Below are 15,256 nucleotides of genomic sequence, written 5' to 3' on the forward strand. Positions count from 1 at the left end.
AAGCGAGAAGACGGTCAGACGGGCTCAGCTTGAGCCCTTGTCCGAATTCGGGAAGAACAGCTGCTGGCCGTCGACCTTGTAGTCGGCGATAGCCTGCTGGCCTTCCTTGGACAGCACCCAGTCAACGAACTGCTGGCCAAGATCGGCCTTCACATGGGCATGAACTTCCGGGTTCACCAGAATGATGCCGTACTGGTTGAACAGGATCGGGTCGCCTTCAACGGCAACCTTGTAGTCGCCCTTGTTGCCGAAGGAGATCCAGGTGGCACGATCGGTCATGACGTAAGCGCCCATGCCGGTGCCGGTGTTGAGGGTAGCGCCCATGCCGGAGCCGGTTTCACGGTACCAGTCGCCAGACCCTTCGCTCGGGTCGATGCCGGCGGCCTTCCACAGGCGAAGCTCCGCCTTGTGGGTGCCGCTGTCATCGCCGCGAGAGGCAAACGGGGCCTTCGCATCGGCGATTTTCTTCAGGGACTCTACGACATCTTTCGAGCCGGCGACGCCTGCAGGGTCGTTTGCCGGGCCGACGATGACAAAGTCGTTGTACATGACGTCGGAACGGGAAACGCCGAGACCGTCTGCAACGAATTTTTCTTCGGACGGTTTGGAGTGAACGAACAGGACATCGCCATCGCCATTGGCGGCGTTCTTGATGGCCTGGCCTGTGCCAACGGCAACCACGCGGACCTCAATGCCGGTCTTTTCCTGGAAGATGGGCAGGAGGTAGTCGAACAGGCCCGAATTCTGGGTTGAGGTGGTCGACTGGACGACAATGAACTTGTCTTCCGCAAAACTCGGCTGACCGGCAAATACGGTCGTCAGGACGGCGGCGGCAAGCGCCAGAAATGCTCTTCTGATCAATTTTTCCTCCCGGGGTAATCATTCAGGGATTGGGTGTTGGGTCCAAGGTAAAGCCTGCCTTCCCGCCAGGCGCGAACAGGTTCGCTTCTGGGGTTGGCCAGCACTTTTTCGACAGGGCCTGTCTCGACCACTGTGCCGTTCTGTAGAAACACGAGGTCTTCACCGAGGCGTTTTGCCTGGCCTGCATCATGTGTCACCAGAACAACGGTGACACCGCGGGCGTTGGCTTCCAGTACCAGGGACTCGATCGCGGCAGTGGAGGCCGGGTCGAGATTGGCAGTAGGTTCGTCGAGAAACAGGAGTTCGGGATCGCAGGCAAGAGCGCGCACCAGGGACAGGCGCTGCTGCTCGCCGCCGGACAAGACGCGCGCTGGTCGCCGGGCCAGATGACTGAGGCCCGCCGTTTCCAGCGCGGCCTTGACCTTGTCGGCGCGTTCGCTGCCCCGCAGGCCGCGAACGCTCAGGGCGAACTTGAGATTGGCGATAACCGAGCGGCGCAGCAACACGGGACGCTGGAAGACCATAGCCTGCGCGCGTCGGGCGGTGGCGTCCATCCGGCCGCCTTCCCACAGGATAGCGCCTTCCTGCGGCTGAAGCAGACCGTGCATCAATCGCAGCAAGAGGCTCTTGCCGGCTCCGTTCGGGCCCATGATGAGCGTGCGTGAACCGCGCCGGATGGCAACATCGACGTCGTGCAGAAGTTTTTCGCCGCCTGCCGAAAAGCCGAGACTTCTGACATCCAGCAAGGGGTCGTGCATTGCCGGGCTACGGCGCGACATCGTGGAGGCAGTGCCTGGTGTGTCGAAAGCTGCGTCACGCATAGGCGGCCCTCGCAGCTGAGGCACGAAGGGCCATGACACCGGCATTCACGGCAAAGGCGATCATCAGCAGGATCACGCCGAGCGCCAAGGCAAGCTGGAGATTGCCCTTGGATGTTTCCAAGGCGATGGTCGTGGTCATCACGCGGGTAACATGGTTGATGTTGCCACCGACAATGATAACCGCTCCGACTTCGGCAACCGCACGGCCGAAACCGGCCAGCGCGACGGTCAGCAGGCTGTAGCGGGCATCCCAGAGCATGGCTGTCAGACGATCAAATCGGCCGACGCCGAGCGATGCGAATTGCTCGGAATATTCCCTGTTGAGGTCTTCGATTACCTGACGTGTCAGCGCGGCGACAATGGGTGTCACCAGCACCATCTGCGCGATAATCATGGCAGTCGGCGTGTAGAGCAGGCGCAGCGGCCCGAGCGGTCCGGATGCCGACAGGACGAGATAGACAAGCAGGCCGACCACGACAGGGGGCAGGCCCATCAGCGCGTTCAAGATGACGGCGACGAGCGTTCTTCCGGGGAAATTGAAAGTGCCGACCGCCGCGCCGAGGGGCAGGCCGATAACGCAGGCGAGAACGACAGCCGTAAGCGTGACCCGCATGGACAGGCCGATGATTTCCATCAGATCCGGATCCAGCGCGACGACCAGGCCAAGGGCTCCAGCAAATGCCCCCCAGAAACTGTCCATTCCTGTCATTTCTCCCTCTCTATGGGAAAAAATAACGTAAAATGCCAAAGAATGAAACTCATGTACGACATGGACACGTACAAAAAAGCCACAGCGGAAGGTGCTGTGGCTTTTTTAGGTAGATCGTGAATTTTTGTCGGCTTGCCGAGAAACTCCTCAATACAGCCAGCGGGGCAGCCAGGTGGCGAACATCGGGAAGGTCCAGAGGATGGCGACGGCGACGATCTGCAGGATGATAAAGGGAACGACACCGCGGTAGATCTGGCCCGTTGTGATTTCCTTTGGTGCCGCGCCTCTCAGATAGAACAACGAGAAGCCGAAGGGAGGGGTCAGGAACGAGGTCTGCAGGTTGATCGCGATCAGGACCGTGAGCCAGATCGGGTCGATGCCCATCAGGATCAGGGGCGGGATCAGAACCGGCAGCAGGATCACCGAGATCTCGACGAAGTCCAGGAAGAAGCCCAGAACAAAGACGAACAGCATCGCGAAGATCAGTGCGCCTGTCGGACCGCCCGGCATTTCCTGAAGGATGTCGTGGACCCGGTCTTCCCCGCCAAGGCCGACGAAGACCAGCGAGAAGAAGCTGGCCATCAGGATGGTGGCGAAGATCATCGAGGTGACGGTCAGCGTGGACAGCATGGAAGCTTTCAGGAGCCCGTCCGCGAAAGCCTTCCTCAGGATGTGCAGAACGACGCCCAGGGAAAACAGCGCCAGCCCCGCATAGACAGCGGCGATAACGTAGCCACCGGCCGTGACATCGGAGCGTTGCAGGCGTATCGGCAGGATCGATGCGGCAATTGCAAGCGTCAGGAGCGCAGCTGTCGCCAGCACGATGAGCTTTGAGGACACCCCGAGACGGCGGCCTGCCAGCAGGATCGCGCCCACGGCACCGACGGAAGCTGCCTCGTTGGGCGAGGCGATGCCGCCGAGGATGGAACCGAGCACAGCAACGATCAACAGGATCGGCGGCACGATGGCGGCAGCAATCTGCCGGCCTGACGGCTGGTCGACATGTTCCGACATCGCTGGCGCATCATTCGGGAACAGGTAAGCCCGGCCGACAATGTAGGCGCAGTAGACGGCGACGAGCAGCAGACCCGGGATCATGGCGGCTGCAAAGGTCTGGCCGACCGAGATCGTCTCGATGGTGAACTTGCCCTGCGCGTATTGCGCCTGCTGGAAGGCATTGGACATAACGTCGGCCAGGATGATCAGCAGTGTCGACGGCGGGATGATCTGGCCGAGCGTTCCGGCAGTACAGACCATGCCGGAGGCAAGTTTGGGGTCATAGCCATTGCGCAGCATTGTGGGCAGGGCGATCAGGCCCATGGCAACCACCGTTGCGCCGACAATGCCTGTGGACGCGGCGAGCAGGGCGCCGACCAGCATCACCGAAACACCGAGACCACCTCTCATGCGGCCGAAGAGCCGGCCCATTGTTTCCAGCAGATCCTCTGCGATGCGGCTCTTTTCCAGAATGACGCCCATCAGGACGAACAGCGGGATTGCGGTCAGGACCGGGTTGGTGAGCACGCCGAAGAAACGCTGGCCCATGGCGCCCATGAGCTGAATGTTGAAGTCGCCCATCATCCAGCCGAGCAGGGCAAAGCCCGTGGCAACGCCCGCAATGGTGAAGGCAACGGGATAGCCGAGCAGAATGAAGGCGATCAGCGCGCCGAACATGATGAGATCGAGAGGCAGGCTCATGCGCTGACGCCTTTCAGCTTCTGAACATCGCGGATGAACGCGGCCACACCCTGGATCAGCAGCAGCACGCAATAGGCGGGAATGAGGGATTTCAGGAGGAAGGAGGCAGGGATGCCGCCAACGGAAATCGGCCCTTCCAGAATGGCCCAACTGCCGCGCACGGACGGCCAGGAGAACCAGATCAGCACGACGAGAGCCGGTGTCAGCAGGAACAGATGGCCGAAGATATCGATCCATGCCTGCGCGCGCTCGCTGTTCCTGGCATAGAAGATGTCGACACGGACATGGGCATTGACGAGGAAGGTGTACCCGGCGCCGAGCATGAAGATCGCCGCGTGGAAATACAGCACGCCTTCATCGAGAAAGATGAAGCTGTAGCCAAAGACATAGCGAAGCAACACGATCGTGAATTGCAGCAGCAACATCAGAAGCGCCGCCCAGCACAGCGTGTTGCCTATTACCGAATTGACACGCTCCAGCGCGTCCGCCAGTTTTTCCATCAAAGTAGCTTCCCGGTTCTTTTGCCCCTCAAGGCTTTCTGCCTGCCTGAACTTGAGATCGGGCATCCCGACGCTTGTCATCCCGGACGGAGCGGAGCGCAGATCCGGGATCCAGTACGCCGCAGCCCCTGTAAAAAGCATGGGCGCCGGTGACTACTGGATCCCCGCCTGCGCGGGGATGACAAGTGGAGGGCATTGCCGTTCCATTTCTATAGAGGCGCCACTTGTCCTCTGCCGTCCATCTTCCCAAGCGGCTTAAAACAGATGCCCAAACCTCAATATCCTTATAAGACTTGACCCTGCAGGGCATGCCGTTTCCCCGAAGCGAATTCTGACGCGAAGAGGAACCGAAATGGATCCCGGGGGCTCGCAATGGGACAACGACAGACAGGGCGATAAAACGCCACCACATCGGGGAAAACAGATTTCCCCGATGTGAGACGTCAACCCGATCAGTCGTAGTTGTAGTCGAGCATACGCGCGTTCATCTGGCCGTTGTCGGCATAGGGCATGTACTCGCGCATCAGCTTGCGGTAGGCGAGGAAGCTTTCGGTGATGCGTTTCACCAGCTCGTCTTCGTCCGCACGCAGTTCGGCGATCACTTCACCGGCGGCATTGCCCATTGCGACGATGACGTCGTCCGGAAGCTTCTTCACCATCACACCGTGATCGTTGACCAGCTGGGTCAGTGCCTGGGCGTGCTTGGTGTTGTATTCCGTCAGAACGTCGTTGTAGAGGCTGGCGCAGGCACGCTGCACGGCTTCCTTCAGGTCGTCCGGCAGGGCGTTGTAGGCTTCCAGGTTGACGGCACATTCTTCAGCGGAAGACGGCTCGCCGACACCCGGCCAGTAGTAGTTCTTGGCGATCTGGTAGTAGCCGAGCGCGCTGTCGGTCCACGGACCGATGAACTCGCCTGCATCAAGCGCGCCGGACTGAAGCGCCTGGAACATGGCCGGGCCGCTCATGGCCTGAACCGCCATGCCGAGCTTGGAACACATTTCGGAGGCAAGACCGGTGGACCGGAACTTCAGGCCCTTCAGGTCGTCGGCGCTGTTGATCTCGTTGCGGAACCAGCCAGCCCACTGCGGTCCGGAGTTGCCGCACAGGAACGGCTTCAGGTTGAAGCGGGCATAGATCTCGTCATAGAGAGCCTGGCCGCCGCCGTGGATCATCCAGCCGGCTTGTTCGGGAGCTGTCAGGCCGAACGGCTGCGAACCGAACAGCAGGATGCCCTTGGACTTGGAACCCCAATAGGCGGGAACAGCATGGTACAGCTCGGCAGTGCCCTGGCCGACGGCATCGAACACACCGTTGCCCGGGACGATTTCGCCGGCGGCAAAGAGCTTCACCTCGATGCGGCCACCGGACAATGCGGTGATGCGGTCCGCCAGCATCTGGGCAGCGACGCCCGGTCCCGGCAGGTTCTTCGGCCATGCGGTGACCATGCGCCACTGGTGCACATCCTGCGCAATGGCAGGTGCGGCCAGGGTGGAGGCCGCAACTGCGGCTGTGCCGGTGGCGCCGGCTTTCAGAAAATCACGTCTTTTCATGGTATTACCCCTCAGTCAAAGGAATGGATCGGAGTGTCCCGCCGTGCTTGATTGTTTCCCCGATATCAACCTGCTTTCATGTTGGACCATGAAAGCAGAAAGTTGATTGCATTATAGTTGCTGGGTCATCTTTCTGCGTCCATCAGGACGCGGGACGACCCAGAATCGCCGGCAGGTTAAGCCCCTGTTCTTTCGCGCAGTCCAGCGCGATCTCGTAGCCGGCATCCGCGTGACGCATCACGCCCGTTGCCGGATCGTTCCAGAGCACCCGACCGATTCGCCGATCGGCATCTTCCGTGCCGTCGCAGCAGATGACCATACCCGAGTGCTGGGAAAAGCCCATGCCGACGCCGCCGCCATGGTGGAGCGACACCCAGGTCGCGCCGGAAGCGGTGTTGAGCAGAGCATTCAGAAGCGGCCAGTCGGACACGGCATCGGAGCCGTCCTTCATGGCTTCGGTCTCGCGGTTGGGCGATGCAACCGAACCACTGTCGAGGTGGTCACGGCCGATCACGATCGGCGCTTTCAGTTCGCCGTTGCGGACCATTTCGTTGAAGGCAAGGCCGAGGCGGTGGCGCTGCCCAAGGCCCACCCAGCAGATGCGGGCCGGCAGGCCCTGGAAGGAAATGCGCTCGCGCGCCATGTCCAGCCAGTTGTGCAGGTGCTGGTCGTCCGGGATCAGTTCCTTCACCTTGGCGTCGGTCTTGTAGATGTCTTCCGGATCGCCGGAAAGCGCGCACCAGCGGAACGGGCCGATGCCGCGGCAGAACAGCGGGCGGATATAGGCCGGCACGAAACCCGGGAAGGCAAAGGCGTTTTCCAAGCCTTCTTCCATGGCAACCTGGCGGATGTTGTTGCCGTAATCGAGTGTCGGTACACCCATGTTCCAGAAATCGACCATGGCAGCGACATGCACCTTCATGGAGGCGCGAGCTGCTTTTTCCACCGCCTTCGGATCGGTCTCGGCCTTGGCGCGCCATTCGGCGACGGTCCAGCCCTGCGGCAGGTAACCGTTGACCGGGTCATGGGCGGAGGTCTGGTCGGTGACGATGTCCGGCTTCACGCCGCGCTTCACCAGTTCGGAGAAGACATCGGCGGCGTTGCCGATCAGCGCCACGGACTTGGCTTCGCCTGCCTTGGTCCAGCGGTCGATCAGTGCCAGCGCCTCGTCGAGTGAGTGGGTCTTTTCGTCGACGTAGCGGGTGCGCAGGCGGAAGTCGGCGCTCTTCTCGTCACACTCCACCGCAAGGCAGCAGGCTCCGGCCATGACGGCTGCAAGCGGCTGGGCACCGCCCATGCCGCCGAGACCACCGGTCAGGATCCAGCGGCCCTTCAGGTTGCCTTCGTAGTGCTGGCGTCCGGCTTCCATGAAGGTCTCGTAGGTGCCCTGCACGATGCCCTGCGTGCCGATGTAGATCCAGGAACCGGCGGTCATCTGGCCGTACATGGCCAGGCCCTTCTTATCCAGCTCGTGGAAGTGGTCCCAATTGGCCCAGTTCGGCACCAGGTTGGAATTGGCGATCAGAACGCGCGGAGCATCCTTGTGAGTCTTGAAGACACCGACCGGCTTGCCGGACTGCACCAGCAGCGTCTCGTCTTCCTCAAGGCTCTTGAGGCTTGCGACGATACGGTCGAAATCGTCCCAGGTGCGTGCCGCGCGGCCGATGCCGCCGTAGACGACCAGCTCATGCGGGTTTTCAGCCACATCCGGATGAAGGTTGTTCATCAGCATGCGCAGCGGGGCTTCGGTCAGCCAGGACTTGGTGTTGAGCTCGGTGCCGGTGGGCGGGAATACGTCGCGGGCGTTGTGGCGGCGATCAGTCATTGTTCGCTCCCTGGGTGTTGTTCTGGAATAAGGATGGCGCGAGGTTTTCCAGCGCGCTCAGGATGTCTTTCAGATGGGTCCGAAGCCGGTCGGCCTTGGCCTCGTCATAGGCAAAGGGCGTGTCTTCGGTGGCAAGATGGGTCTTCTGGGCGAGCTCCATCTGAATGGCGTGAAAGCCTTCGGCCGGTCGGCCGTAATGCCGTGTCGTCCAGCCACCCTTGAAGCGGCCGTTGAGGATCGACGTGTAACCTTCCGCTGCCTGGGTGCAGGCGACGACGGCAGCCTCGATGGCGCTGGCGCAGGTCGTGCCGTTGTTGGTGCCCGTGTTGAAATCGGGCAGCGTGCCTTCGAAGAGGAACGGCACTACAGAGCGGATCGAGTGGCAATCGTAGAGGATGGCGACACCATGTTTGGCGCGGACCCGTTCCATTTCCGCCTGAAGGGCAGCGTGATAGGGAGCATGCCAGGCAAGGCGCCGGGCCTCGATTTCACCGGTCTGCGGTTCCATGCCGGATTGGTAGATGGGGCGTCCATCGAAATCGGTGGTCGGGCAGAGCGTTGTGGTGTTCTGGCCCGGATAAAGGCTGACGCCTTCCGGATCGCGATTGGCGTCGATCACGTAACGATGGAAGTTCGCCTTCACCATGGTCGCACCGGGCAGGAGATCGGAATAAAGCCGGTCCACATGCCAGTCGGTGTCGGCCAGTTTCAGGCCGGTGTCGTTGAACCTTGCCTTGATATCGTCCGGAACGAATGTGCCCGCATGAGGCACGCCAAGAACGACCGGGCCATCACCGCGGAAGACGTCAACCGGCTGCATGGGCATCTCCCAGCGTGATCATGTGGCCGGCGGAAATCGCCGAGACCAGCTTGCGGCTGCGGATCAGGCCGGCTGCCGTTTCCAGGTCCGGTGCCATGTAGCGGTCCTTTTCCAGGGAGGGAACGACACCGCGAAGAGTGCCCATCACCGTTTGCAGCGAAGCGCTGGTCTTCAGCGGGGCGCGGTGCTCGATGCCTTCGGCGGCACACAGAAGTTCCACACCCAAGATCTGGCTGAGGTTGGCGTTCATGCGGGCAAGACGGCGAGCTCCGTGGGCGGCCATGGAAACATGGTCTTCCTGGTTGGCACTGGTCGGCGTGGAATCCGTCGAGCACGGATTGGCGAGATGCTTGTTCTCGCTCATCAGGGCGGCGGTCGTCACTTCCGCGATCATCATGCCCGAGTTCAGGCCCGGATCCTTGGCGAGGAACGGCGGCAGGTCGAAGGAAAGCGTCGGGTCGACCATGAGCGCGACACGGCGCTGGGAAATCGCACCGAGTTCGGCAATGGCGAGTGCAATCTGGTCGGCAGCAAAGGCAACCGGTTCGGCATGGAAATTGCCACCGGAAACGATCCGGTCGGCATCGATCAGTACCAGCGGATTGTCGGTTGCCGCATTGGCTTCGATCTCGAGCGTGCGGGCCGCCATGCGGAGCAGATCGACACAGGCACCGGCAACCTGGGGCTGACAGCGGATGCAGTAAGGGTCCTGCACGCGGGTGTCGCCCTCGCGGTGGCTTTCGCGGATTTCCGAGCCGTCCATGATTGCGCGCATGGCCCTTGCCACTTCGATCTGGCCGCGATGGCCGCGCAGCTCATGGATTTCCGGCAGGAGCGGTGCGGTCGAGCCCATGATGGCGTCGGTGGAAAGGCTGGCGGTCATCAGGGTCGCTTCAGCCAGACGCCAGGCGTCGATCAGGCCGGTGAGCGCACAGGCGGTCGAAAACTGCGTGCCGTTGATCAGCCCCAGGCCTTCCTTGGGGCCAAGCACGACCGGGGTCAGGCCCGCCTTGGCAAGGGCTTCACCACCGGGCATGCGCGTGCCGCCGAAATCAGCTTCACCTTCACCGATCAGGACAGCCGTCATATGGGCCAGCGGCGCAAGATCGCCGGATGCACCGACAGACCCTTGCGAGGGAACCATCGGCGTGACGTTTCTTTCCAGGCAATCCTCGATCAGTTTCATCACTTCGAAGCGAACACCGGAGGCACCGCGGCCAAGCGAGAGCAGCTTCAGCACCATCATCAGGCGTGTGGTGGTCTTGTCGAGCGGTTCGCCGACGCCGCAACAATGGGAAAGGATCAGGTTCCGCTGCAGGGTTGCAGTGTCTTCCGGGGCGATCTTGACGCTGGCCAGCTTGCCGAAGCCGGTGTTGACGCCGTAAACGGCCTCGCTGCCCCGGGCCGCCTTGGCAACTCGTTCGGACGCAAGGTTGATCGCAGCTTCCGCCGCGCGGTCGATGCGCACTGGCAGCTCTTCCCGGTAGATGCGTTCCAGATCCGCCAGGGTCACGGAGCCCGGTGTCAGGGTAAGGGCGCTCATTCAGAGCCTCCGAAAATGCGTTTGAAGAGGGAATTGAAGCCGATCCGGTAGGAAAGCTCCGCCGGGTGGCTGACGTTCCAGACAGCCAGGTCCGCCCGTTTGCCGGGTGCCAGCGTGCCCTGATCGTCCAGACCAAGCGCCTTCGCCGCTTCGCGGGTGACGCCGGCCAGCGCTTCTTCCGGTGTCATGCGGAACAAGGTGCAGCCCATGTTCATGGTCAGGAGCAACGAGGCGAGGGGGGATGAACCCGGATTGCAGTCCGTTGCCAGCGCGACGGGCACATTGTGCTTGCGCAAAAGATCAAGCGGCGGGAACTGCGTTTCGCGCAAGGTGTAGAAAGCGCCCGGCAAAAGCACGGCAACAGACCCGCTTTCGGCCATCGCCTTGACGCCGGCTTCATCCAGGTATTCCAGATGGTCGGCGGAAAGGGCGCCATAGGAAGCGGCCAGGGCCGCGCCGTTCAGGTTGGACAGTTGCTCTGCATGCAGCTTCACCGGCAGGCCGATGTGCTTGGCCTTGTCGAACACCTTGCCGATCTGTTCCGGCGAAAAGGCGATGCCTTCGCAAAAACCGTCCACGGCATCCACCAGTCCCTCGGCATGAGCCGCTTCCAGCGTCGGCAGGCAGACCTTTTCCAGATAGAGGTCGGCCTTGTCCTTGTATTCGGCCGGAATGGCATGGGCGCCCAGGAAGCTGGTCTTGACGGTGATCGGGCGCAGCTTGCCGATCTTGCGGGCGGTGCGCAGCATGCGCAGCTCCGTTTCCCGGTCGAGGCCATAGCCGGACTTGATCTCGATGGCGGTGACGCCCTCGGCGATCAGGGCATCGACACGCGGCAGGGCAGCTTCCAGCAGCTGCTTTTCGCTGGCTGCGCGCGTTGCCTTGACCGTGGAAACGATGCCGCCACCGGCCCGGGCAACTTCTTCGTACGTTGCACCTTGAAGGCGCATTTCGAATTCACGCGCCCGGTCGCCGCCGAAAACAACATGGGTATGACAGTCGATCAGCCCCGGGGTCACCAGCCGTCCGCCGATATCATCCGCGCTGAGCGACGCATAATGAGACGGCAGGTCTGCGGCCTTGCCGATCCAGGCGATCCGGCCACCTTCGATCACCAGCGCACCGTCCTCAATCAGGCCGTACGGCTCTCCGTTTGCGGTGAGCGTTGCCAGCTTGGCGTTTGTGAGGAGGCGTTTCAGCACGTCCATCTCCGGCTTGATTAGATTGCGATATAAGATAATATGCATGCACATATTAACGTGTCAACGGAGGAAAAGACGACATGTCGACAGTTTCTGGCGCGACGGTTTTTGCGGAAAAGGCGCTTCTGGCCGACGGCTGGGCGGAAAATGTCGCTGTCTCGATCGGTCCGGACGGCCGGATCGCCTCGGTTGAAAGAGATACGCAGCCAATCGGCGAACGCGTCGGCATTCTTCTGCCGGCCCCGGTCAACCTGCACAGCCACGCCTTCCAGCGGGCCATGGCGGGCATGAGCGAGCGGCGCGGTAGCGAAAGCCGCGACAGTTTCTGGACCTGGCGCCAGATCATGTTCCGCTTTCTGGACGCCCTGACGCCGGAAGATGTGGAGGCGATTGCCGCCTTCGTGCAGATGGAAATGCTGGAGGCGGGTTATGCCGCCGTTGGCGAGTTCCACTATCTGCATCATCAGCCGGGCGGTGCGCCCTACGCCAACCTGGCGGAAATGTCGGACCGCATCATGGCGGCCGCTTCAGATACCGGCATCGGCCTTACGCATCTGCCGGTTCATTACCAGTTCGGCGGCTGCGACGGACGCCCATTGGCTGCCGGACAGATCCGCTTTGGCAACGACTTCGACCGTTTCCAGAAACTTCACGAGCTTGCGTCTGAGGCGCTCAAGTCCCTGCCGGATGATGCGGTTATCGGCGTTGCCCCGCATTCACTTAGGGCGGTGGATGCCGACAGTCTGAAGAAGGCCGTTGCCCTTGCCGGCGGCAACCCGCTGCACATGCATCTTGCCGAGCAGATCCCGGAAGTGGAAGAGGTTCTGGCGGCCACGGGGCAGCGCCCCGTGGAATGGCTGCTTGCCAACCACGCGGTTTCAGAAAACTGGTGCCTGATCCACTGCACGCAGATGACCTCGCAGGAGACCGCCGGTCTTGCTGCGACCGGGGCCGTCGCGGGGCTTTGTCCGATCACCGAATCCAGCCTCGGCGACGGGATCTTCGACGGCGTCGACTACCTGGCCGCGGGCGGCCGCTTCGGCGTCGGCTCGGATTCCAACATCCGCATCGCGCTCTCCGAAGAGCTGCGCACGCTGGAATATTCCCAGCGCCTGCGGGATACCTGCCGGGCTTCTGTTGCAACGAAGGAAAAGTCCACCGGTCGGGTCCTCTTCGACAGCGTCGTGGCCGGTGGCGCGCAGGCGGCGGGGCGTGCGGCGGGCAGGATATTGGAAGGATCGCTCGCCGATCTCGTCGCACTGGATGGCACCGCCATCGACCTGGAAGGCCGGGAAGGCGACGAAATTCTTGATGCCTGGATCTTTGCCGGTGACGACCGGATGGTCGCTGAGGTCTGGTCCGCCGGCCGGCATGTTGTTTCCGGCGGAAACCATGTAAAAGGCAACGCCATCCGCGCGAAATACCGGGCCACCATGGCCTCGTTGCGCGCCAGACTTTGAAGAACGACTTGAACGGGTAGACGACTTGGCGCTTGCGGACACAAATTCCTGGACGGGCATTCGCGAAGAACTCCTTCGGCGGATCCATGACCGGATCTGGCAGCCGGGGGAGCAGATCCCCCATGAGGCCGATCTTGCGGAAGAGTTCGGCTGCGCCCGCACCACCGTCAACCGTGCTCTCCGGGACTTGGCCGAAAGCGGGCTTGTGGTGCGCAAGCGCCGGGCGGGAACGCGTGTTGCGCTCAACCCGCCTCAGCGCGCGACGCTCACCATTCCGATCCTGCGTGAAGAAGTCGAAGCGCTTGGCCGCACCTACCGGCACAGCCTTCTGGAAAAGGATCTCCGGCCCCTGCCGCCCATGTTGCACGGCGCGTTCCAGGTGACGCTCGGCGCGGATGTCCTGTTTTTAAAGACGCTGCACTTTGCAGACGACCGGCCTTATGCCTTCGAAGAACGCTACATCAACCTGGAAGCAGCTCCTGCTGCGCGTGACATGACGTTCGAGGACGTCAGCGCCAACGAGTGGCTGGTGCACAACGCGCCCTACAGCCACGGCGACATTTCCTTCTTCGCCGTCAATGCCGACAAGACCCTGTCGCGCAAACTGGATGCCTCCACGGGCGCAGCCCTCTTTGCGATGGAACGCATCACCTGGACCGGCCCCCTGCCGATCACCCATGTCCGCCTGATCTTCGCCCCGGGCTACCGGATGCGGACGGAGATCTGAACGGGGAGGGGCGTTTTCCGACGTCTCCAGCAAGGTTGTTCAAATACCGGCCGGGTATGGCTCCGCTCATTGCGATTGCGCCCCTTAGAGTTGTAACTGGGTCGGCAATCAATTAGGGTTGGATTCTGAAAGTTTGTTAACTAGTTGATTTATTTTAATTTTCGGATTGGAAAACAATTTCTGTCCTGACCAGCCCGAGCAATAGAGGGGTTGAAGAAAATCATGACTGTTGTTGGCGATGAGGTCATCAAACTCCTGGAACTGGGAGATGTCTTCCGATGGGTTACCGACGGGGAGCGGGCAAAAGCTCTGGAACTTCTTGAACGTGACACGAGGTTCGATGCAACAATCACGCAATTGCAATCTGGGAAAGTTCTGAGAGATTTTTTTACAAGGTACTTCAATCAGCAAAGTGCTCCTTCGCTTTACGACGCGGTAATGCTGATGGCAGCGAAAGCCGGGCCCGTCTCAGTTTCCAGTATCGAAAACAACCTGGCTGGTTTCTTCTTTTTCGACCGGGATGCAGCAATCCTCAACGCGCAATTTGGCAATCCGGCAAAGGTGTTCGGGCTTGCAAACGATCTTGCCGACAGCATGCGCAAGTACGGCTTGCTTTCGATCAGCACCAAGAAACCCATCACCAGTGCGACTATTCCCTCAAGCGCATCTGCGTCTTTCTCAGGCAGCGGTGCAACGGGACGTGACATCTTCAATCACCGCGTTTCTGCGTTTGACCAGGCACGCATCCTTTATGAGCAGAAGACAAATCCGCAAGGTGATCCTGGCGCATCCGGTCCCGTGTCGCGCAGCTACTCCAATCCGCTCTGGAATGGTCTGACTGTTCCCAGTTCCGCCAGTGAACGTCTTCGGCAGGCCGCGCGCATTACGAGTTTGCCGATCTCCACATTGTTTGAGCCGATTTACCTGAACGGTCGCCCGTCTCGGGGAGCCGTGATGAACGCTGCTGCAAAAACCTATAATCTGACGCCGGAAGTCATTGGAGCGATCGTCTTGGCGGAACAGCGTGATCAATCTCAAAACGAAGACATGCTGGACTACACCGCGGCGACGCATTCGGTCTCAAGGCGCACAACCTCTGTAGGCCTTGGTCAGGTGCGTGACGACACTGTCGCGCGTACGGATCTGTTCTCCGGGTTGCTTGAACACAAACGGAGGCAAGGTCTCGACGGCGCGCAGATCGCGACGCTTCTGACGTGCGACGAGTTCAATATCTTCGCTGTTGCGAAATACATCAGGTATGTTGCCAATCTCGTCGGCAAAAAGACAAAAACGGACTTGCCAAGAACCGCCGCTGCGTTTCCCGGCATCAATTTTGCCGCCTATGCGCAGCATGCCAGGAACTGGCCTGCGGACAACGTTGCGGCGCTTGGGTCCGAATACACCTCACGGCCGTGGGACGACAGGGTGACCGGTTGGGGAAGCTTTGTCGGTGAAGCTCATTCCGACATGTCAGGCGCCAAGATATCATGGTGAAGTGGCTGAAAATATTTCCCTTTCTGGTTCCGTTTATTTTGGCGTC

General features: G+C 61.1%; 13 protein-coding genes. 3 read left to right on the plus strand and 10 right to left on the minus strand.

Annotated features, from left to right (window positions below; translation table 11 throughout):
• Nucleotides 1-24 precede the first annotated feature (24 nt).
• The 10 genes from B0E33_RS17480 to hutI form a co-directional block, all read right to left on the minus strand.
• The gene (locus B0E33_RS17480) at nucleotides 25-861 is read right to left on the minus strand and encodes an ABC transporter substrate-binding protein (protein ID WP_023003120.1); all 837 of its coding nucleotides are present in this window, start codon (nucleotides 859-861) and stop codon (nucleotides 25-27) included.
• The gene (locus B0E33_RS17485; RefSeq protein ID WP_208997658.1) at nucleotides 858-1,682 is read right to left on the minus strand and encodes an ATP-binding cassette domain-containing protein; all 825 of its coding nucleotides are present in this window, start codon (nucleotides 1,680-1,682) and stop codon (nucleotides 858-860) included. The genes B0E33_RS17480 and B0E33_RS17485 overlap by 4 nt, the downstream gene beginning before the upstream one ends.
• Complete coding sequence (locus tag B0E33_RS17490; RefSeq protein ID WP_023003122.1) at nucleotides 1,675-2,382, minus strand: ABC transporter permease; 708 nt, start codon at nucleotides 2,380-2,382, stop codon at nucleotides 1,675-1,677. The genes B0E33_RS17485 and B0E33_RS17490 overlap by 8 nt, the downstream gene beginning before the upstream one ends.
• A gap of 156 nt (nucleotides 2,383-2,538) precedes the next feature.
• Nucleotides 2,539-4,089, minus strand: a complete 1,551-nt coding sequence (locus B0E33_RS17495) for a TRAP transporter large permease (protein WP_077291899.1) — start codon at nucleotides 4,087-4,089, stop codon at nucleotides 2,539-2,541.
• Nucleotides 4,086-4,589 carry a TRAP transporter small permease subunit gene (locus B0E33_RS17500; RefSeq protein WP_031270332.1) on the minus strand — a complete coding sequence of 168 codons (504 nt, stop codon included), beginning with the start codon at nucleotides 4,587-4,589 and terminating at the stop codon, nucleotides 4,086-4,088. The genes B0E33_RS17495 and B0E33_RS17500 overlap by 4 nt, the downstream gene beginning before the upstream one ends.
• A 452-nt stretch (nucleotides 4,590-5,041) precedes the next feature.
• Nucleotides 5,042-6,139, minus strand: coding sequence for a TRAP transporter substrate-binding protein (locus B0E33_RS17505; RefSeq protein ID WP_023003125.1), 1,098 nt, complete (start codon nucleotides 6,137-6,139; stop codon nucleotides 5,042-5,044).
• Nucleotides 6,140-6,281: 142 nt separating this feature from the next.
• Nucleotides 6,282-7,964, minus strand: a complete 1,683-nt coding sequence (gene hutU / locus B0E33_RS17510; RefSeq protein WP_077291900.1) for a urocanate hydratase — start codon at nucleotides 7,962-7,964, stop codon at nucleotides 6,282-6,284.
• Nucleotides 7,957-8,784 carry an N-formylglutamate deformylase gene (gene hutG, locus B0E33_RS17515; RefSeq protein WP_055656223.1) on the minus strand — a complete coding sequence of 276 codons (828 nt, stop codon included), beginning with the start codon at nucleotides 8,782-8,784 and terminating at the stop codon, nucleotides 7,957-7,959. The genes hutU and hutG overlap by 8 nt, the downstream gene beginning before the upstream one ends.
• Entirely contained in the window at nucleotides 8,771-10,327 is a 1,557-nt protein-coding gene (hutH, locus tag B0E33_RS17520) for a histidine ammonia-lyase (protein ID WP_077291901.1), read from the minus strand. Before hutH ends, hutG begins: the two co-directional genes overlap by 14 nt.
• Entirely contained in the window at nucleotides 10,324-11,535 is a 1,212-nt protein-coding gene (hutI, locus tag B0E33_RS17525; RefSeq protein WP_077291902.1) for an imidazolonepropionase, read from the minus strand. Before hutI ends, hutH begins: the two co-directional genes overlap by 4 nt.
• A 74-nt stretch (nucleotides 11,536-11,609) precedes the next feature.
• Between hutI and B0E33_RS17530 the strand changes: the two genes are divergently transcribed.
• The 3 genes from B0E33_RS17530 to B0E33_RS17540 all read left to right on the plus strand — a co-directional run bounded on the left by B0E33_RS17530 (nucleotide 11,610) and on the right by B0E33_RS17540 (nucleotide 15,210).
• The gene (locus tag B0E33_RS17530) at nucleotides 11,610-12,989 is read left to right on the plus strand and encodes a formimidoylglutamate deiminase (protein ID WP_077291903.1); all 1,380 of its coding nucleotides are present in this window, start codon (nucleotides 11,610-11,612) and stop codon (nucleotides 12,987-12,989) included.
• A 25-nt stretch (nucleotides 12,990-13,014) separates the two neighbouring features.
• Nucleotides 13,015-13,716 carry a histidine utilization transcriptional repressor HutC gene (gene hutC / locus B0E33_RS17535; protein WP_023003131.1) on the plus strand — a complete coding sequence of 234 codons (702 nt, stop codon included), beginning with the start codon at nucleotides 13,015-13,017 and terminating at the stop codon, nucleotides 13,714-13,716.
• A 222-nt stretch (nucleotides 13,717-13,938) separates the two neighbouring features.
• Nucleotides 13,939-15,210, plus strand: a complete 1,272-nt coding sequence (locus B0E33_RS17540; RefSeq protein WP_077291904.1) for a hypothetical protein — start codon at nucleotides 13,939-13,941, stop codon at nucleotides 15,208-15,210.
• The last annotated feature ends 46 nt before the right edge of the window (nucleotides 15,211-15,256 follow it).

The organism is Roseibium algicola (assembly GCF_001999245.1).
GTDB classification, from domain to species: Bacteria; Pseudomonadota; Alphaproteobacteria; order Rhizobiales; family Stappiaceae; genus Roseibium; species Roseibium algicola.